16 protein-coding genes are annotated in these 17,479 nt (G+C 59.5%); 2 read left to right on the forward strand and 14 right to left on the reverse strand.

Annotated elements, in window-relative coordinates; translation table 11 throughout:
* Window positions 1-5: 5 nt before the first annotated feature.
* The 9 genes from hemL to NQ014_RS05030 all read right to left on the reverse strand — a co-directional run bounded on the left by hemL (window position 6) and on the right by NQ014_RS05030 (window position 10,901).
* Window positions 6-1,352, reverse strand: coding sequence for a glutamate-1-semialdehyde 2,1-aminomutase (gene hemL, locus NQ014_RS04990; RefSeq protein WP_049190552.1), 1,347 nt, complete (start codon window positions 1,350-1,352; stop codon window positions 6-8).
* A 35-nt stretch (window positions 1,353-1,387) separates the two neighbouring features.
* The gene (locus tag NQ014_RS04995) at window positions 1,388-3,979 is read right to left on the reverse strand and encodes a cation-translocating P-type ATPase (RefSeq protein ID WP_257074025.1); all 2,592 of its coding nucleotides are present in this window, start codon (window positions 3,977-3,979) and stop codon (window positions 1,388-1,390) included.
* A 19-nt stretch (window positions 3,980-3,998) separates the two neighbouring features.
* Window positions 3,999-4,379: a hypothetical protein gene (locus NQ014_RS05000; protein WP_257074026.1), complete on the reverse strand. Its 381-nt coding sequence runs from the start codon at window positions 4,377-4,379 to the stop codon at window positions 3,999-4,001.
* Window positions 4,376-5,020, reverse strand: coding sequence for a hypothetical protein (locus NQ014_RS05005; RefSeq protein WP_257074027.1), 645 nt, complete (start codon window positions 5,018-5,020; stop codon window positions 4,376-4,378). Before NQ014_RS05005 ends, NQ014_RS05000 begins: the two co-directional genes overlap by 4 nt.
* Window positions 5,021-5,065: 45 nt before the next feature.
* A complete protein-coding gene (gene hemB, locus NQ014_RS05010; RefSeq protein ID WP_016421989.1) occupies window positions 5,066-6,124 on the reverse strand; it encodes a porphobilinogen synthase in 1,059 nt (352 codons plus the stop codon).
* A gap of 47 nt (window positions 6,125-6,171) precedes the next feature.
* Entirely contained in the window at window positions 6,172-7,839 is a 1,668-nt protein-coding gene (locus tag NQ014_RS05015; protein ID WP_257074029.1) for a bifunctional uroporphyrinogen-III C-methyltransferase/uroporphyrinogen-III synthase, read from the reverse strand.
* A gap of 204 nt (window positions 7,840-8,043) precedes the next feature.
* Window positions 8,044-8,976 (reverse strand): hydroxymethylbilane synthase, encoded by a 933-nt coding sequence (gene hemC, locus NQ014_RS05020; protein ID WP_257074031.1) that lies wholly within the window; start codon window positions 8,974-8,976, stop codon window positions 8,044-8,046.
* Between the two features lie 15 nt (window positions 8,977-8,991).
* The gene (locus tag NQ014_RS05025; protein WP_257074033.1) at window positions 8,992-10,434 is read right to left on the reverse strand and encodes a glutamyl-tRNA reductase; all 1,443 of its coding nucleotides are present in this window, start codon (window positions 10,432-10,434) and stop codon (window positions 8,992-8,994) included.
* A 224-nt stretch (window positions 10,435-10,658) separates the two neighbouring features.
* Window positions 10,659-10,901 carry a glutaredoxin family protein gene (locus tag NQ014_RS05030; protein ID WP_016421985.1) on the reverse strand — a complete coding sequence of 81 codons (243 nt, stop codon included), beginning with the start codon at window positions 10,899-10,901 and terminating at the stop codon, window positions 10,659-10,661.
* Window positions 10,902-11,150: 249 nt separating this feature from the next.
* Here NQ014_RS05030 and NQ014_RS05035 point away from each other — a divergent pair, with 249 nt between their 5' ends.
* Window positions 11,151-12,191, forward strand: a complete 1,041-nt coding sequence (locus NQ014_RS05035; protein WP_257074151.1) for an HAD family phosphatase — start codon at window positions 11,151-11,153, stop codon at window positions 12,189-12,191.
* A gap of 242 nt (window positions 12,192-12,433) precedes the next feature.
* Here NQ014_RS05035 and NQ014_RS05040 read toward each other — a convergent pair whose 3' ends face one another.
* From NQ014_RS05040 to NQ014_RS05060, 5 genes are all read right to left on the reverse strand, one after another.
* Window positions 12,434-12,535 carry a 30S ribosomal protein bS22 gene (locus NQ014_RS05040; protein WP_003855542.1) on the reverse strand — a complete coding sequence of 34 codons (102 nt, stop codon included), beginning with the start codon at window positions 12,533-12,535 and terminating at the stop codon, window positions 12,434-12,436.
* 242 nt (window positions 12,536-12,777) lie between these two features.
* Window positions 12,778-12,969, reverse strand: a complete 192-nt coding sequence (locus NQ014_RS05045; RefSeq protein ID WP_005509751.1) for a helix-turn-helix domain-containing protein — start codon at window positions 12,967-12,969, stop codon at window positions 12,778-12,780.
* 263 nt (window positions 12,970-13,232) lie between these two features.
* A complete protein-coding gene (gene proC, locus NQ014_RS05050; RefSeq protein ID WP_070604898.1) occupies window positions 13,233-14,042 on the reverse strand; it encodes a pyrroline-5-carboxylate reductase in 810 nt (269 codons plus the stop codon).
* 101 nt (window positions 14,043-14,143) lie between these two features.
* Window positions 14,144-15,553, reverse strand: coding sequence for a hypothetical protein (locus NQ014_RS05055; protein WP_257074034.1), 1,410 nt, complete (start codon window positions 15,551-15,553; stop codon window positions 14,144-14,146).
* 1 nt (window position 15,554) lies between these two features.
* Window positions 15,555-16,493: a Ppx/GppA phosphatase family protein gene (locus NQ014_RS05060; RefSeq protein ID WP_161798518.1), complete on the reverse strand. Its 939-nt coding sequence runs from the start codon at window positions 16,491-16,493 to the stop codon at window positions 15,555-15,557.
* A gap of 34 nt (window positions 16,494-16,527) precedes the next feature.
* On the opposite strand from NQ014_RS05060, the gene NQ014_RS05065 reads away from it, so the two are divergent.
* Window positions 16,528-17,460 (forward strand): hypothetical protein, encoded by a 933-nt coding sequence (locus tag NQ014_RS05065; RefSeq protein WP_257074035.1) that lies wholly within the window; start codon window positions 16,528-16,530, stop codon window positions 17,458-17,460.
* The last annotated feature ends 19 nt before the right edge of the window (window positions 17,461-17,479 follow it).

The following is a 17,479-nucleotide window of genomic DNA, read 5'->3' on the forward strand; positions in this document are numbered from 1 at the left end:
GTCACCTACTCCGGCTTGGCGGTTGCCGCCGCCTCGGCCGCGCGGGCTGCTGCACGCTCGATAATCTCGAAGTCGGCGTCGGTCAGCGCAGCGGAGACGAACCAGGTCTCGTAGCAAGAAGCCGGCGGGTAGACACCATTGGCCAGTAGGGCGTGGAAGAAAGCCGGGTAGCGGAAAGTATCCGCTGCCTGCATCTGCTCAAAGTTGTGGCCCTCGCCCTCGGCGAAGCGTGGCGAGAGCATCGTGCCCGCACGCTGAATGTGGTGGGCCACGCCCTGCTTGGTCAGGGCGTCGGACAGAATCGTGGCCAGGCGATCTGCGTTGGCTGCGACGGTGTCATAGACATCCTTCGTGGCATTTTCCAGGTTGGCCAGGCCAGCTGCCATAGCGACCGGGTTACCGGAGAGTGTGCCTGCCTGGTACACCGGACCGTTCGGAGCCAAGTACTCCATGACGTCGCGGCGACCACCGAAGGCAGCTGCCGGCAGACCACCGGAGACGACCTTGCCGAAGGTGGTCAGGTCACCGGCCACACCATCAATGCCGTACCAGCCGTTGTAGGAAGCGCGGAAGCCAGTCATGACCTCATCGAGAATCAGTAGTGCGCCGTCTGCGTGGCAGACTTCCTTCAACTTCGCGTTGAAGTTGTCCTGCGGTGCGACGGTACCCATGTTGCCCGCTGCCGCCTCAGTGATGACACAGGCAATCTCGCCCGGGTTCTCAGCGAATGCGGCCTTGACGGCCTCAATGTCGTTATAAGGAACAACAATGGTGTCGGCAGCCGATGCACCGGTGACACCCGGCGAATCCGGCAGACCAAAAGTAGCGACACCGGAACCGGCCGATGCCAGCAGCGCGTCCACGTGACCGTGGTAGCAGCCGGCGAACTTGATGATCTTGGAACGGCCAGTGAAACCGCGAGCCAGGCGTACTGCGGACATGGTGGCCTCAGTGCCGGAGTTGACCAGACGCACCTCATCTACCGACGTGCGCTCAACGATGTGACGAGCCAGGTCGGTCTCAGCCGTCGTCGGAGCGCCGAAAGACAAACCGCGAGTGGCGGCGCTCTGAACGGCCTCCACCACTGCCGGGTGCGCGTGGCCCAGAATCATTGGACCCCACGAGCAGACCAAATCCACATATTCGTTGCCATCAACATCCACGAGACGAGAGCCCGCGGCGTGGTCAATGAAACGTGGGGTGCCGCCGACGGAACCGAAGGCGCGGACCGGCGAGTTCACGCCACCCGGCGTCACTGCCTGAGCCTGCGTAAAGAACTCTGCCGAACGATCGGTGAGCTCAACGTTTTCTGGGACATGAGGAGCATTAATGTCTTGAGTCACGGTGACCATCGTAGACGGCCACTCGGATTAAGGGCTACCCTGCCCTACCAACGTCCCAGCTTCACCCTGAATAGATGCTTCCTGCGGGACGACACTCGACGGGACCGCCAGTCGATCCACAAGCTGGAGAAAATCATCAATAGTGATGCCAGCAGCGGGTGAATCATACCGGTCATACCCAGCAGGATGACCACAACGTTGTAGAACCACGCAAAGTAGATGTTGGAGTCCATCATCCGCACCACAGCACGCGCGATTTCAATGGCCTCCGGAATCGACAACACGTTGTTGCGCAGTGCCACGACATCGGCGTAATCGACATCAAGATTCTGATTGCCTTCGGTGTTGTCCATCAAAACACCCACGTCAGCGGCACGTAGAGAGTCCCGGATGTCCTTGTCGCCAACCATCACGACAGTCTCGCCGTCACTGTGGACCGAACGCACCGCGATGGCCTTGCGGGAGGCAATGATGCCCGCGAATACTCGCGAGATATTCAGCCGGTCAGCAAAACGACGGGCTACTGGATACGGATCTCGCGTGATCATCATGGTGTCCACGCCCATATCCTCAAGCTGGTCGATGCTCTCGACCGCATCGGGCTTAATATCCTCACCAATGGTGATGACACCACGGACCTTGCCACGCCACGACACCACCATCGGAGTACCGCCACTGAGCGCAGCCACGGCCATTTTCTCGCTGAGTGCAGTGAGATCACGCGGACGCCAAACACGCCCCTCAACAAAGCGCATCTCTAACTTGTCGTCGGAGTCCTTCACCGGGATCTCTACCTGGCCAACGAACGCACCGTCTTCCGCAATTGCGACGTGTACGGTCTCAATCCAGTGCGGCACCTCGCCACCGCCGGAACCGGCGTCGCGGGATGCACGGCACGCGCGCACGATTGCCGCCGATGCCGGGTGGTTGCTCTCCATCATGAGAGCGCCCGCCACACGCAGAACCAGATCCGGATTTTCATTGCGCTCAGCGGCGACACCGAGCACGTGGGGGTCACCCTCGGTCAGCGTTCCAACTCGGTTAAAAATCACCACATCAGCAGCGGCCAGCTTTCGGAAAGTCTCATTGCCACGAATCAAGATTCCGTTACTAGCACCGGCCAGAATCCCGATGCGCTGCACGGTCGACGTAGACATTGCCAATGCCACCGGCGCGATGCCCGAGAGCATAGCCAGCGCCACCGCGAGGGCACCGCTCATCGTGCCCGTCGCCAGCCACCAGCCGCAAAAAGCCACGCCCGCCAACGACAGCGTCCATGGCACCAGCTCTGATGCCGAGTGCACTGCGGTCTGGTGCATCACCGTTTCTTCTCGAACCGCTTGACGCAGCCAACGTGCTATCGATGACGCCCGGGTCTTGAAACCAGTGCGCTCCACACGCACCTTGAGCTCCGAATCCAGGTTGATTGCGCCGGCCCAAACCTTGGAATTGACCTTGACCTTCTGCGGTTCAACGCCGATACCGAGTAGCTGCGCATCCATCATGGACGCACCACCGATGACTGAGCCATCAACTGGAATCACCGAGTGCGGTGGAACCACGATGTCATCACCGATATTGAGCTCCGCGACCGTCACCTCCACCCGTTTCGGCTCCGCGGATTTGGCACTCTTGCGCACGACTGTCACGTTTCGCTCAGCTGGAATGCGCAGGTTGCGCAAAATCTGTCCAGTACGCACCTTGTTGTAGCGCGTAAACATGCGACCTGTTAGCAACAGCACGGTCAGGCCGCAAGCAACGTCGAAAAACACCTCTGCCGAGGCGCTTTCCCGGTAGTTGAAAGCAAACCACGTGGGCGCAGTGGTATATCCAATCTGTCCCGCGGGGCCAAAAATAAGCTGCGCCAGTGACCACAGCCACGCCAGCAGGATGGCAATGGAGCTCGCCCCATCCAGCGCCGACATCCGCCGACGCAGAGACGCCGCCATTGCACGGTGGAACGGCCAGCCACCCCACCACACCACAATCGTGGTCAGCACAAGACACATCCACTGCCAACCCGGGAACTGCCAGTTGACGTTCAACGACGTCACCAGCACCGGAATCGATAGGAACAGGCTGCCCCAAAAGCGCTGCTTGGTCACCAGTTCACGCGCCGTGAACAGTACTTCCGCGCCGCCGCCGCTTCGGCGCAAGGCCGCTTCACGACGGCGAATGCGCTCCTCCTCATTCTGTTGAGCGGCAGCCGGAACAGCGGGACGGCGATGTTGTGACACATCCAGCCGAGTTGCACGACGCCGAAGCGTGCTGCGCGTGAGGTACGACTCGACCCCAATTTCGCGGAGAGCTTCGATGAACTGATTCGGATCGATGGTATCGGGCGCTGTAATCCACGCGCGTCCGGGCTTGTAGACCACAGAGGCCGTCACATCTGGAAAGGATTCCAAAACATGCTCAGCACGCTCAGCACTCTCGGCGTTTTCCAAGTTTTCCAGGATGAGTGCGAAAGCTGTGTTGGACTGGCCTCTGCGGTGTGCAAGCCGCTGATGGGCACTTTCTTCGTCGATGTCCTGACGGCTTCGTGGCAATGCCTTACGAGCAGCGACCTTGGCATCCACAATCGCTTGTTCAACGCGATTGTCCAGAGAGAAATCAAACTCACCGGTGTCACTCATGGCCTTTGAAACTTTCCGTCTAATCCTGTGGCTGGTTGGCGCGCGTGAGCGCTAATTCACGATAGAGCAACAGTAGTCCACACGCCATCGCCAGGCTGGGCACGATAACCCATACAGTCAGCGCGCCGGCCATAATGGCAAAGAACATGGCGAGAGCCGTGATAATCACCATGATGAGCAGGCAGTTCCGGGAGAGTTTGAACTCAGTGACCGTCGGCAAGCAGCCGCTACCAATAAGCGAGCAGACCAGCGTCACACCGGAGACGATGTAGATATCGCGGCCAACGGCGGCGGGAGCCTGTGAGTAGTCGCCGGTGACCAGTATCAAGCTCAGGACAGTCTGGGCGATGAGCGCGACGAAGAGCACCCACTGCCAGGGCCGACTCGGCAGGGACATCATTGCTTGGACTCCTCAGGCTGCTTGGGTTGCTTGGACTGTGCCTGGTCAAGCTGCTGTTGCCGCTTTGGATCAGCGTCATGCTTCGACGCTCTCGGCAGATGCGATCCCGGAGCGGACGGAGTCCACGGTTTCGACGGGCGCTGATGATCGAAGTAGTCCTTGGACTCCTTCGAAGCGGCGAGCACTAGACCCGCTACCGCGGCAGTGGCCGAGGCGATTCGCACAATTCCGCTGATAAGAACGAGGGATGCCGGCACTCCCGATTCTGAAGCCGTAGAAGAGAAGAAGGACATCAGCGCCGACAGTGCCAGGTAAAGCGAGCCGATAACCAGCACGGTGCGAGCACCTTCGCTCCCCTTGCGCATTCGCTCGATGATGGCGAAGAACGCGATGCAAAGCCCCACTGCGAAAAAGAACGCGATAACGATAGTCGCCTTCATGGCGGCATCAATCTGGCCCTCGCTGAAACCCGGGAAATTCTCCTTAGCGGTTGAGGGGCTCATCAGCATTTCCGGATGCAGCCAGTAGGTCACCGTAGCTACCGCAGCGACGAGCAGCTGCAACACGGCCGTAACCCGCCACGCCTGCCTAGCTCCCTCGACCTGCTCGGGAATTGCGGGCTTCTTCTCTTCTTTAGTCATCCGTCCACTTCTCGATATTTATTACTGCACGTTCACCCGAGCGAATTAGAACTGGGCGCGCAGCTTCTTCGCCAAGTCCACCGCTGCGTAGGTCAAAATCTGCTCCGCACCGGCACGGCGAATGCTCAGTACTGCCTCCATCATCGCAGCATCCAGGTCAATCCACCCGTTGGCGGCAGCGGCGTGAATCATCGCGTACTCACCAGAGACCTGGTAGGCGGCAACCGGCACCGGCGACATATCCGCGACCTCGCGCAGAATGTCCAGGTAGCTCATGGCCGGCTTGACCATCACCATGTCCGCACCTTCGTCAACGTCGAGCTGCACTTCAAGCAGGGACTCACGACGGTTTGCAGGATCCTGCTGGTAGGTACGGCGATCACCCTGCAGCGAGCTGCCCACAGCTTCACGGAATGGACCATAGAAGGCGGAGGCGTACTTTGCCGAGTACGCCATGATGGAGACATCCTCATGGCCAGCGGCATCCAAGCCCTCGCGAATTGCGGCAATCTGGCCGTCCATCATGCCCGAAGGGGACACGATGTGGGCACCGGCGTCGGCCTGCGCAACGGCCATCTTGATGTAGTTAATCAGCGTGCGGTCATTCTCAACGACCGTGTTGCCGAAGCGGTCCGTGCCCAGCACACCACAGTGGCCGTGGTCAGTGAACTCATCCAGGCAGGTGTCGGCCATGATCAAAATGTCATTCCCGAACTCGTCGCGGAGACGACGCAGGGCACGGTTGAGAACGCCCTCCGGATTCCAGGACTCAGAGCCCTCGCCGTCCTTGTCCGCATCCAGCGGGACACCGAAGAGGTCAACCGCCGAGATACCTGCCTCAACAGCCTCGCGCACAGCTTCTACCAGGGAGTCCTCGGTATGCTGCACTACCCCGGGCAGGGAGCTGATTGGCTTCGGCTCATCAATTCCATCTGCAACAAACATGGGCAGGATGAGATTCTTCGGAGTCAGTGTCGTCTCCGCCGTCATCGCACGCATCACCGGGTTGGTGCGCAGCCTGCGTGGGCGACGAATCGGGAGAGGAAATCCAAACTGTTCGAGATCGATTTCGCGGGATGATTCAGAAGCTCCAGATGTAGTCATAAAGACAACTTTAATCAAAACGCGAACTCGCCCCGATTCGCCCCGGCTTAGGCCTTGGTTTTACGCGAACGACGACGCTTTTTGCGCGGCGGTGGCAGTTGCCCTGCAGCCCGCAATTGCGCAACATGCTCTGCCAGCGCGTCCACCAGCTCCGGGATGCTTGCGCGTTCCGGCACGACATCTACACGCAGACCGTACTCGCGAGCCGTGGCTGCGGCCATCGGTCCGATGCAGGCAATGATGGTGCGAGCATGCGGCTTACCCGCGATGCCGACCAGGTTCTTCACCGTCGACCCCGAGGTAAAGCACACTGCGTCGAAGCCACCGGACTTAATCATGTCGCGGATATCCGCACTCGGTGGCGCTGCTCGCACGGTACGGTAAGCGACCACATCATCAACTTCCCAGCCCAGGTCAATCAGACCGTCGACAAGCACGTCAGTGCCGATATCGGCGCGCGGCAGCAATACGCGGTTGACCGGATCGAGATCCTCGATGTACTCCGGGAACACGTCGACGATGCCCGCGGCGTTCTGACGAGTGTCGTCCGGAAGCAGCTCCGGGGTAATGCCGAGATCACGGATGGCAGCGGCGGTGCGATGACCGACGGCTGCGATGCGGACTCCAGCGAAGGAGCGCGCGTCCAAGCCGAATGCCTGGAACTTCTCCCACACTGCGGTGACAGCGTTGACGGAAGTGAAGACAACCCACTGGTAACGGCCGTCGACAAGCCCCTTGATGGCGCGTTCCATCTGCGCTGGGCTACGTGGTGGCTCGATTGAGATGGTCGGCACCTCAATCGGGATGGCGCCGTGCCCAACGAGACGGGCACTCATCGGCCCTGCCTGCGCCTTGGCGCGTGGGACCAGCACCTTCCATCCGTAGAGCGCGCGGTTTTCCCACCACGAGTACTTCGAGCGATTGTCCACACCTTTGCCAAGCGTAACCACCAGCGGACCGGTCAGGTCACCCGAAAGCTGCGCCAAGGTGCCCAGCGTGACGTCGTAGGTGCGCTGCAGACGAGTCGTACCGTTGACAGTCACCGACACCGGCAACGCCGACGGCAGACCGCGTTCACCGAGTTCGGAGGCAATGGCGGACAGGTCATCCTGCACGGCCTGCAGCACCAGCGGCTGCGGTGCCTGCGCCAACTCGTCCCAGTCCACATCGGCGCGACCGAGATCGGTCTCCGTGTACGTCGAGCCCAACGCGATACCGGCAAATGCCGGGACGGTGGAGGGCACGGACATACCAGGGACGATCTGGAACTCAACCTCGGCGTGCGAGACCTCGTTGATTTCGGCCAGCAGCGAATCGTTGGTCAGCGGATTTCCGGCCACCAAACGCACTACATCATTGCCTTTGGCTGCTTCTTCGACGAGCAGGGCGGCCATCTTCTTGGGATCGTCGATAGGATCGCGCAAATCTGCGGCGGTCGGCGGTGCCGGACGCGGTGGCTTACGACGAGATCCCTTGGCCTTGGCTGCGGCGCACATGCGCTCGTACTCTTCCTCGGCTTCCTTCAGCAGCTCAGGAGGAACAGGCACATCGGTTGCGACGAGTTCTCGAACCCCCGGCATGACATCGGCGTCGACGTAGGCGATAGCGGTGTCTGCGAGAATCTCACGGGCGCGAAGCGTCAGCAGGTCGGGATTTCCAGGACCAGCGCCGACGAACAGGATGCGTCCCGTTGCTGCGGGGAGGGAGGTGTTCATCGTTGCGGAGTGATTTCTTTTCTATTGGTTGTTCACTTTTCGTGCCGATGAGTCACTAAGGAAGAAAGCGGACATGCGCCAACACATGTGAGTGGCAGGTAGATACCTGAATCTCACATGCGAGCGCACGAAGGAAACCCTTATCCCAACGGCATGCATACAGGCCTAATAGCATAAAGGGTTTGAGCCAAATTAACTAACCGGCTACTTTTGAGATTCCCGCAGGGTATCGCCCATTACCTCATGAGCACCCCGTTCAAGCAGGGCCGCCGCAACCTTCCGGCCAAGCTCATCGGCCTTATCCACGGTTGCGGTAGCTGTCTCGAGCAACTGGCGCGAACCGTCGACTGCGAACACCCCCGCCTGCAGGGTGAGTTCACCGCTGTCGCTCACGGTTGAGTAGGCCGCGACCGGAGCGGTGCAGCCCGCTTCCAGCTCATTGAGTACCGCGCGCTCAGCGACAGCGCGGGCATGGGACACCGGGTGGTCAATCTTGCGCAGAATATCCACAATTTCGCGGTCAGCAGTGCGGCACTCCAGCGCCAGGGCACCCTGAGCCGGGGCCGGCATGAGGACATCCACATCCAGCGACTCCGCAATCTCTCCGAGGCGACCCGTGCGCTCCAGCCCAGCGCGGGCCAGAATGACAGCGTCCAAGTCCTCATTGACGCGCCCCATGCGGGTTTCGATGTTTCCACGCAGTGGTACAAGTTCCAGGTCGGAGCGCAGCGCACGCAGCTGAGAGACACGGCGTGGCGCGGAGGTACCCACACGAGCGCCCTCAGGCAGATCCATCAGCGGCGTGGCATCACGGGAAATCAGCGCCTCTCGCGGATCGACGCGCTCTGGCACGGCTGCGACCATCATGTCGTCTTCCGGCAACGTCGGCAGGTCCTTAAACGAGTGCACGATAATGTCGCACACCCCCTCGCGGAGTGCATGACGCAGCGCCTGGGTGAAGACACCGATGCCAATCTTTTCCACCGGGTCGTGGCGGTTATGGTCACCGGCGGTCTTTACAATCACCAGCTCTGCAGGCTGCCCCAGCTCAATCAGTGCATCACGGACGTGACCGGCCTGTGTCGTGGCCAGTTCCGAGCCCCTGGTACCGATACGAATAGTCGCTGGGTCAGGCATGTTTCCCTCCGGGTGTTAATTTTTGGTGGTTTCAGCAACGCCTTCAATGATGGCACTACTGTCAAGACCATACTGCTCAAATCCCTGCATCCGCCCAATTCGGCCCTCTACCATGAGGTCTGCGGGGATATCGGTGTCAGCATACAGGCCAGAGGGCGTAGATAGGGGCAGGTCGAAGAGCTTCTGCAGCGCAAGCGCGTAGTTGCCACCACCCTGCTGACTAGAGAGCTTCTTGACCTGCACCGTTGGCGCGTGCAAGAGCTTATCGACGACGCGGCGAACCGTGGACTCGACCTCGCGACGTTCCTTTTGAGTCAGACCCGGTGTCTTCGCCTCCAGGCGAGCGAGCTCAGCCGCCGCCACATCCGCCGCACGCTCACGCAGAGCGCGAACAGTCGGCGCTACTTCGCTTGCGCGCTGCGCCGTGAGGTAGGACTCCAACTCTTCGGCCACAATGTCACGCGCTGCCGCCTCATCATCACGGCCCGGTACCTCCGTGCGAGTCATCTGCAGCAATTCGATGTTGAAGAGTGCGATTCCCTCAAGCCCGGAGACATCTTCCGCAACGTCGCGAGGCATAGACAAATCGACGATGGCGAGCGGGCCGTGGTCGATGACATCGGGAGCTGAAACCACTGGAGTCATGGCTCCGGTGGCGCTGACGAGAATGTCCACATCATCGAGAACATCGGCGAAGTCATGCAACGCAATCGCAGTAGCGGGGATGCCCGCTTCGATGGAGTGGTTAGCCAGGTTCTGCGCCCTGTCAACGGTTCGGTTGGCAATAATCAGACGGTTAATGCCACAGCGCCCCAGGTAGCTGGCAGCCAGCGAACTCATCGCGCCGGCGCCGAGGATAAGAGCCGAACGTCCGGCCAGGGTATCGGTGCCCTCAGCGACGTCAACACCAGAGTTGAATCCGGGGTGCAGCGCAGCAATCGCCTCATCGATGGCCACGGAGACCATCGATGCGCCCGCGTTATCAATCAGTGTTTCGCTGTGGACTCGCTTGCCTGTGTGCAGCGCCTTCTGTGCCAAGTCATGCAGCATGCGACCGACGGTGCCGGCTTCGTCCGCTTCCTGGTAAGCATTGCGAAGCTGACCGATAATCTGCTGTTCGCCCAGCACCATCGAGTCAAGACCAGCACACACCGAGAAGGCATGCTCCGCTGCGGCCTGTGCGTACCGCACATAGAGGTGCGGTGTCAGTTCATCGAGTTCGAGCCCAGTACGACCGACAATTTCACGGACCACGGCCGATAGCCCAGAGTGGAAGCCGTTGGCCACCACGTAGTACTCAACGCGGTTACACGTCGACAACAGCATCGCTTCGCTGATCGCTTCATCCGCGACCAGCCGAGCCAAAATGGCCTCTCGCTCAGTTTCACCGACGGAGACCTTTTCAAGCAGGGTCACCGGTGCAGACCGGTACGACATTCCGACGAGAAGCACACTCACCGCTCAATCACCGCTCTATTGCTCCTTCACAGGCCCCGCTACGGGCTTTTTCACACAGCTATGACTGTTAACGCTAGACAACTCTGCCATCTCGTCACAACAAAGGCATACTTTACTTAGTCTCTACCTCGATGTTCGCAGCACTCCCCTACTTCTTTGCCGCTACTCCACATTCTGCCATGTCTCCGCAGCTCCTAGCAGTTCGGCAGAGTTGTCTCCCGAACTTATTCGGCCTCCGCTATCGCTTCCAGGAGTTCATCATCATCGATTTCCCAGCAAGCGATCTCCTCATCATTGACCAAAATCACCGGCACGCGATCGCCAAATTCCATGGCCAAGTTCGGATCGGTATCGACGTCTTCCACCTGGAACTGCGCATTTTGGTCCCGAACTAGCGGCTCAATCTGCGCAATCACTCGGGCGCACGAACCGCAGGTCTTCCTACTCATCACCGTCACAGTCACCATAACGGCCAGTCTAAAGGTCGACTGTTTCGCTTTACGACGTCCCCCTCCCCACACTTACCCTGCAAAAGTGACTCTTCTTATCCTTGCCCCATCCGCTCCTTGAATCTCAGCGCGCAGCTTTGCCTAAAGAGCGGATACTATTCAACAAGAGCTTCCGATAACGGATGTCGGTTGCATACCACCGTGGAAAGAGATTTTCGTGCCGTGAGTGAGTTCAGTGCCGACAACCGCTCCCCCTTCCCCATCGACATGCTGGGCGACCTTGCGTCCTCGCAGGGTAACGTCCGCAACTTCCTCGAACAGGTAGTTCTCGCTCCGCTCAATGACGAAGCACAGGAGGAAGCTGGTGCTGCAGCGGCTGCCAATGCACTGGAAGCTCTCGGCGAGGTCTACGACGTCGGCGGCGAAGAACTGGCTACGGGGTTTCGCAGTGTAGCGGGCGCCGAAGATGCCGCTGGCGGTGCACGCGTGCTCTCGCAGCCCATTCCAGGTGTCGAACGCGATCAGGGCGCAGCCGCCTTCTTCGATGTGGACAACACGCTTGTCCAGGGCGCATCAATCTTCCTCTTTGCCATGGGTTTGGTCGAGCGCGGATTCATCAAGAAGCGCGATTTGGCCGGCATGATTTGGAAGCAGCTGAAATTTCGAATCTCAGGCGCGGAAAACGCCGCCGACGTAGCTAAGGCCCGTGAACAGGCATTGGAGTTTTTCGCCGGCCATGATGTGGATGAAATGGTCAAGCTCGGCGAAGAAATCTTTGAAGAAAAGATTAGCGACCGCGTTTACCAGGGCACCCGCGATCTTGCGGAATTACATATCCAGGCTGGCCAAGAGGTCTGGCTGGTCACCGCTACCCCGGTGCAGCTGGCTCAGGTTATCGCTAAGCACATCGGACTGACCGGCGCCCTTGGCACAGTCGCCGAGGTCAAAGATGGCAAGTTCACTGGCCGCCTGGTAGGCGACATCCTCCACGGCCCGGGTAAGAAGCACGCGGTGGCAGCTCTGGCGGCCTCCTCCGGGCTGGACATGTCTCGCTGCACGGCATACTCAGATTCCGCCAACGATATCCCCATGTTGTCCATGGTGGGCACCGCCGTGGCCATCAACCCGGACCGCAAATTGCGGAATTACGCTCAGAAGATGGGGTGGACTGTCTACGACTACCGTCACTTCCGCTCCGCAACCTTCGCCACGATGCGGTGGCTCTCGATCGGAGCACTGCTGGCAGGAGCTGTCGGGGGCGCGGGACTCGTCGGCAAGCGACTGTGGGACGCGAACAAGGAAAGTTAAGCGCTGCTAGGCGTACTCGAGAGTTAGTGACTGCGTTTATGACAAAATTGGCTCGAAAAATGGCCTGAAAGTGTCATAAACTCCTACAGTTTCACATTTGCAGCCCGTAATCGGCAGCCCATGATTAGCCCCCCCCCAACGACAAAACCCGCCCTATCTCAACGAGCCCGGGCGGGTTTTGCTTTTAAAACGTGTACGCGACGCAGCACGCGCGCTCCTGCGATAACGGCAGGAATGCTGGCTTACTTGCCGAGCTTACGACGCTGCACGCGGGTACGGCGAAGCATCTTGCGGTGCTTCTTCTTCGACATGCGCTTGCGACGCTTCTTAATGACGGAACCCATCGGCTCGACCTCGCTATTCGTTGACGGAAATTTCTATTCTTGCACAATGGCGGCGTACTCAATGCGGCCTTACAACCGCCGAGATGTCACGCCCTTTTTCCTTCCGCCTTCACAGCTAGATACCTCATGACTTGAAGACGATAGGAAACAGGGGCGCAGCACAGCACCATGTACTAATCGGATTAATCATAGCGGGGACATATGCGTTCAGGTCAAACAGCCCCGCTTAAAGGCAGAAAAAATTAACCCGCGTTGTAGAAGGAGGAGTCCAGGTATTCCTTGACTGCGGACTCATGGACGCGGAAAGAACGGCCAACGCGCACTGCCGGCAGCTCGCCAGCGTGAACCAGGCGGTAGACGGTCATCTTGGATACGCGCATGATGTCAGCAACTTCCGCAACGGTCAGAAAGGTGCCTTTATCTGCATTCTGCATTAGTAAATATTCCCTTCAGCGCACGCGACGCGCTGCAGGCTTCCCCTCCTGCAGAAAATCGTGACACGCACGTGCTTTTCATATCCTACCGGTAGGCAAGGTACCGGTGCGATTTTTGATAAAAAATAGGGGCATTGGCGAATGGTGTGACAGTTGTGACTAACCCATCGTCCCTGCGTATCGGATTAGCTACTGCCCCTGACCATTTCCAATGCCCCAAATATTGGGGTTACTTGTACACCCGTCTCTACTCGGCGAAATACTTATTTACCCATCTCATTGGCCTTGTCATAGCAAGCTTGCAGCGCGCGATGCACTGCGCGGCGAATGCCTTCTTCCTCGAAAACTCGGGTGGCCGCAGCTGTTGTACCGCCCGGCGAAGTGACATCGGCACGCAGCGCAGTCGGGTCCGCGCCTTCCTGCATCATCATCTCGGCCGCACCAGCAGCCGTAGCCGACGCCAGACGCTTAGCCTGATCACGCTTGAGACCCAGATTCACACCCGCATCGGTCATCGCCTCGACAAACTGGAAGAAGTAAGCCGGACCAGAGCCCGAGACTGCAGTAACTGCAGACATCAGCGACTCATCGACAACCTCAACGCTGCCGACCTTCTTCAACAGTTCGACGACTTCGTCGGTCTGGCTCTCCGTGACAAAGCGGCCCGGCGCGACTGCACAGACACCCTTGCCCACCAGCATCGGGGTATTCGGCATTACGCGGATCACCGGAGTACCGACAGCACAGACGCTTTCCATCTTGTCCAGCGTGATGCCAGCCGCCATGGACACCACGATGGTGTCGACCTCAGAGTCATCGAGCACGTCGGCAATCTGCTCGAGCATGTCGATAATCAGGTACGGCTTTACGCACAAGAACACCACGTCGGCACCGTCGACGGCCCCTACTGGGTCATCGGTATCGACAATGCCGTAAGTCTCCTTCAGACCGGCCAGGCTCTCCTTGGTGCGACCCACCACATAAATCGAGGAGGGCGAGACACCACCGTCGATGAGACCACCAACGAGTGCGCTACCAATCTTTCCGCCACCAATTACAGCAATTCTTGTCATGGACGCTAAGTGTGCCAAAACTGGCCCACACATGCGAATGCAGGGGCCGGAAAACTACGCTTCCGTCCCCTGCATCAGGTGATGATTATTCTGTTGGCCCGCTACAACTGGAAGAGAACCCAAGGGCCAAATGTCAGTGCCAAACCGACAAGTCCTGCGAGAATCGGTGTCAGTTTGTCCTTCTCACGACGCAGGTAGTTTGCCATTGCCGCGAAGCCACCAGCGACCGCGAGAGCCATGATGACAACCACAATCTTTGGCAGCGACGACCAGGCCATGGTGAAGCCCAGGAACACCAATGCACCAGCAATCAGACCCACGAAGACCTGGATTAGCAGCAACGGCACCGAGAGGGAATTGTCCTCGGCGTAGCCATCGCGCGCGGCGGCCTTGCCCTTGGCGCTCCTGGGTTCTTCACGCTTAACGACGTCCCGGGGCTCCGACTGCTTCTCGTCAGCTGTGGCCTGGGCCGGTGTGGTCTCGACCTGTGCAGCCTCAGCGGGGGCGTCCTCGGCCGGCTCGATATCGGCCTGTGCGCCTTCTGCCCGTGCAACTTCAGGAGCGACAGCGGCGGCCACTGCCGCCTTGGAAGCGGCACCGGTATCGGCGTCAGCGTCGGCAGCCTCGAAGCTAGCGGTTTCCTGAGCAGCTTCAGCCTCAGCAACCTGTTCACCGTCGACATCATCCGATTCAACGGATGACTCAGACGCTTCGTCGATACTGTCCTGGACAACCGGAATGGAGGCAGTCGGACGGTCGTCGTAAGCGTTGGAACCGGTGAGTACTGCACGAGCGACTGGCCCCGGCTCCCCAATCTGCTGCGACTCGTCTGCCATGTCACGAAGTTCGGTGAAGGTGTAGGTAATCTCCGAACGCTCGGAGTTGACCATGACCGGACGGGGTTCCATCGGAATTGCCAATGGCACTGCAGGGGCTGCTGGCTGCGCAGTTGGTGTGCTCTGCGCGGCTTGCTCTTGCTGCGGAGCTGCCGGTGCAACCGGAGCATCCGGCTCTTCGGCAACCTCGTCAGCTTCAACGTCGTCAGCTTCGACCTCAGCTACCTCGGCGTCAGCGACTTCGGTGTCAGCCTCAGCTAATTCCGACTCCTTTTCTTCCTGAGCAGCAGCTTCAGCCTCGGCCTCAGCTTGAACCTCATGCTCCGAAGAATCCGCCCCTTCAGCAACTACCGCTGACTCAGCGACAGCCTCCGAGTGCTCCGGAGCTTCTACCTCCGGTTCGGTTGCCTGCGCTTCTTCGGCGGCATTGGCCGCAGCTTCGTCGGCAAGCAGATCGCTCGTAGTCGTCTGATCGTCGTCTGCGTTGGAAAGAGCGTGAGCACCACGTCGCGGTTCGTCGGCCTTTACACGAGGGATTGAGCCGGTGAGTTCCTGAACGGACACACCGCCTTCTTCAAGGCTGCGTCGACGGCGGCGCCGCGGTGGTTCAGAGGGGGCTCCCTCCTTCTGCCGCCGCGCCAGCAGTTCGGCAACGGTGAGCTTTTCCTCGCTCATCTCAACCCTTTCCGTATAGGTCACTGTCCAGTCGTCGGAAGATGATGCCCTCGCGCAAAGCCCAAGGACAAATCTCGACCTTCTCTAATCCCAATGCTCGCATACTAGCCTCTGCAACGAGAGCACCTGCGACAATTTGGTGAGAACGATTCGCACTAACACCCTCAAGTTCAGCACGGTCAGCCGCCGTCATGCGGGAAATAAACGCAATCAACTGGCGCAAACCAGCGGCAGTCAGAGTGCGCTTAACCCGCGGACCAGCGGCGGAAGGCGCCGCACCGGTCAGGCGGGCAAGAGTGCGGAAAGTCTTCGAGGTAGCGACCGCCAAGTCTGGCTCACCAAGCGTACGCAGATGACGAGCTGGCTCAGCGAGCTCAGCATCAATGTAATCGCGCAGCAGGTCAATCTTCTTGCGCTCCGGCGGATCGGTCTCGAACCACTCGTGGGTCAAACGCCCCGCACCGAGCAGCAGCGAGTACGCCGCCTCCGGATCTTCATCGGTACCCGACGTCAGCTCAAGAGAACCGCCACCGATATCCAGGTTGATTAGACGACCAGCAGACCAGCCGTACCAACGCCGTACTGCCAAAAAGGTCAGACGAGCCTCATCCTCACCGGAGAGAATCTGCAGCTTAATGCCAGTTTCTTTCTCAACGTGGGCGAGAACCTCGTCCGCATTCGTGGCATCGCGAACAGCTGAAGTGGCGAAGCTAATCATCTCTTCGCACTTCATCTGCTCAACCAATTCCTTGGATTCAGCGACGTAGCCCGTCAGCTTGTCAATGCCCTTCTTGGACAGGTTGTTGTCCTTATCCAGGTACTCGACCAGCTTCATCGTCGACTTGGAATCGCTCATCGGAGTCGGATGTCCGCCCCGGCGGGCGTCCACCATCACCAAGTGGACGGTATTACTACCTACATCTAATACACCTAATCTCACTCTTAGTAGGTTAGACGGTCTACGGTGTATTGGTGTGAATCAACCCCACCCCCGCCCCGGTCGCGGACCACAACCGTCTCCCGCTGAAGTCGCCTATGACTTTCCCCGCGAGTGGTTCGAGTTCGCCCACCCGGAGGACCCAGAACACATCATCACCTGCGACCTAACCTGGTTGATGAGCTCCTATCAATGCGCTTTCGGCACCTCCGCTTGCCAGGGCATCGACTCCGCGAACGCGGATGTCGGATGCTGCGGCCATGGCGCCTTTATCACCGACGAAGAAGACCGCGAGAGGGTTATTGACGTCGTAAAGCGAATGGAAGGCAATTCCGCAGAGCCCCAGTGGTGGCAGAACCGCCCCGAACAAACGCTGAAGTGGCTCGAAACCTACGAAACCGACCCCTCCGAACCGTTGGAACCGTGGTTAGTATGGGACGAGCTTGACGACGAAAACGGAGAGCCTGAGCCGGCTCTGAAAACGAAGGTCGTGAAGAATGCCTGCATTTTTGCCAACCGTGACGGGTGGCGGAATGGTGCGGGCTGTGCCATCCACCAGTGGGCAATGGCCAACGACATTGACCCCGTGAAGGTCAAGCCGGATGTGTGCTGGCAGGTGCCGCTGCGCCGACTGGAGGACTGGGAGGAACGCCCAGACGGCCAGGAGATTCTGCGCACGACCATTACTGAATACGATCGTCGTGCATGGGGCGATGGCGGCGAGGACTTTGAGTGGTTCTGCACGGGCGCGCCGGCCACACATACCGGTGGCGAGCCGGTGTGGCGCACGCACAAGTCCGAGCTAATAGAGCTCATCGGCGAAGAGTGCTACGAAATTCTGGCGGAGCACTGCCGTGCCCGAGAAGCAGCGGGCGCGGCCAAGGCTTTCGGGCCGAGTGGCTACCCACTGCTGGCGATTCACCCGGCCACACGCGCAGCGGCCGAGGGGCTGGCGCCGGACGAGGTTTAAGTCGAGGTTTCTCAGACCG

Source organism: Corynebacterium sp. 5QC2CO, from assembly GCF_024580435.1.
Taxonomy (GTDB): Bacteria; Actinomycetota; Actinomycetes; order Mycobacteriales; family Mycobacteriaceae; genus Corynebacterium; species Corynebacterium jeikeium_D.

What these genes read in the sequence shown, in the direction of transcription:
- hemL (WP_049190552.1), bottom strand. Translation starts at nt 1,352, where the DNA reads ATGGTCACCGTGACTCAAGACATTAATGCTCCTCATGTCCCAGAAAAC.
- NQ014_RS04995 (WP_257074025.1), bottom strand. Translation starts at nt 3,979, where the DNA reads ATGAGTGACACCGGTGAGTTTGATTTCTCTCTGGACAATCGCGTTGAA.
- NQ014_RS05000 (WP_257074026.1), bottom strand. Translation starts at nt 4,379, where the DNA reads ATGATGTCCCTGCCGAGTCGGCCCTGGCAGTGGGTGCTCTTCGTCGCG.
- NQ014_RS05005 (WP_257074027.1), bottom strand. Translation starts at nt 5,020, where the DNA reads ATGACTAAAGAAGAGAAGAAGCCCGCAATTCCCGAGCAGGTCGAGGGA.
- hemB (WP_016421989.1), bottom strand. Translation starts at nt 6,124, where the DNA reads ATGACTACATCTGGAGCTTCTGAATCATCCCGCGAAATCGATCTCGAA.
- NQ014_RS05015 (WP_257074029.1), bottom strand. Translation starts at nt 7,839, where the DNA reads ATGAACACCTCCCTCCCCGCAGCAACGGGACGCATCCTGTTCGTCGGC.
- hemC (WP_257074031.1), bottom strand. Translation starts at nt 8,976, where the DNA reads ATGCCTGACCCAGCGACTATTCGTATCGGTACCAGGGGCTCGGAACTG.
- NQ014_RS05030 (WP_016421985.1), bottom strand. Translation starts at nt 10,901, where the DNA reads ATGGTGACTGTGACGGTGATGAGTAGGAAGACCTGCGGTTCGTGCGCC.
- NQ014_RS05035 (WP_257074151.1), top strand. Translation starts at nt 11,151, where the DNA reads ATGCTGGGCGACCTTGCGTCCTCGCAGGGTAACGTCCGCAACTTCCTC.
- NQ014_RS05040 (WP_003855542.1), bottom strand. Translation starts at nt 12,535, where the DNA reads ATGGGTTCCGTCATTAAGAAGCGTCGCAAGCGCATGTCGAAGAAGAAG.
- NQ014_RS05045 (WP_005509751.1), bottom strand. Translation starts at nt 12,969, where the DNA reads ATGCAGAATGCAGATAAAGGCACCTTTCTGACCGTTGCGGAAGTTGCT.
- proC (WP_070604898.1), bottom strand. Translation starts at nt 14,042, where the DNA reads ATGACAAGAATTGCTGTAATTGGTGGCGGAAAGATTGGTAGCGCACTC.
- NQ014_RS05055 (WP_257074034.1), bottom strand. Translation starts at nt 15,553, where the DNA reads ATGAGCGAGGAAAAGCTCACCGTTGCCGAACTGCTGGCGCGGCGGCAG.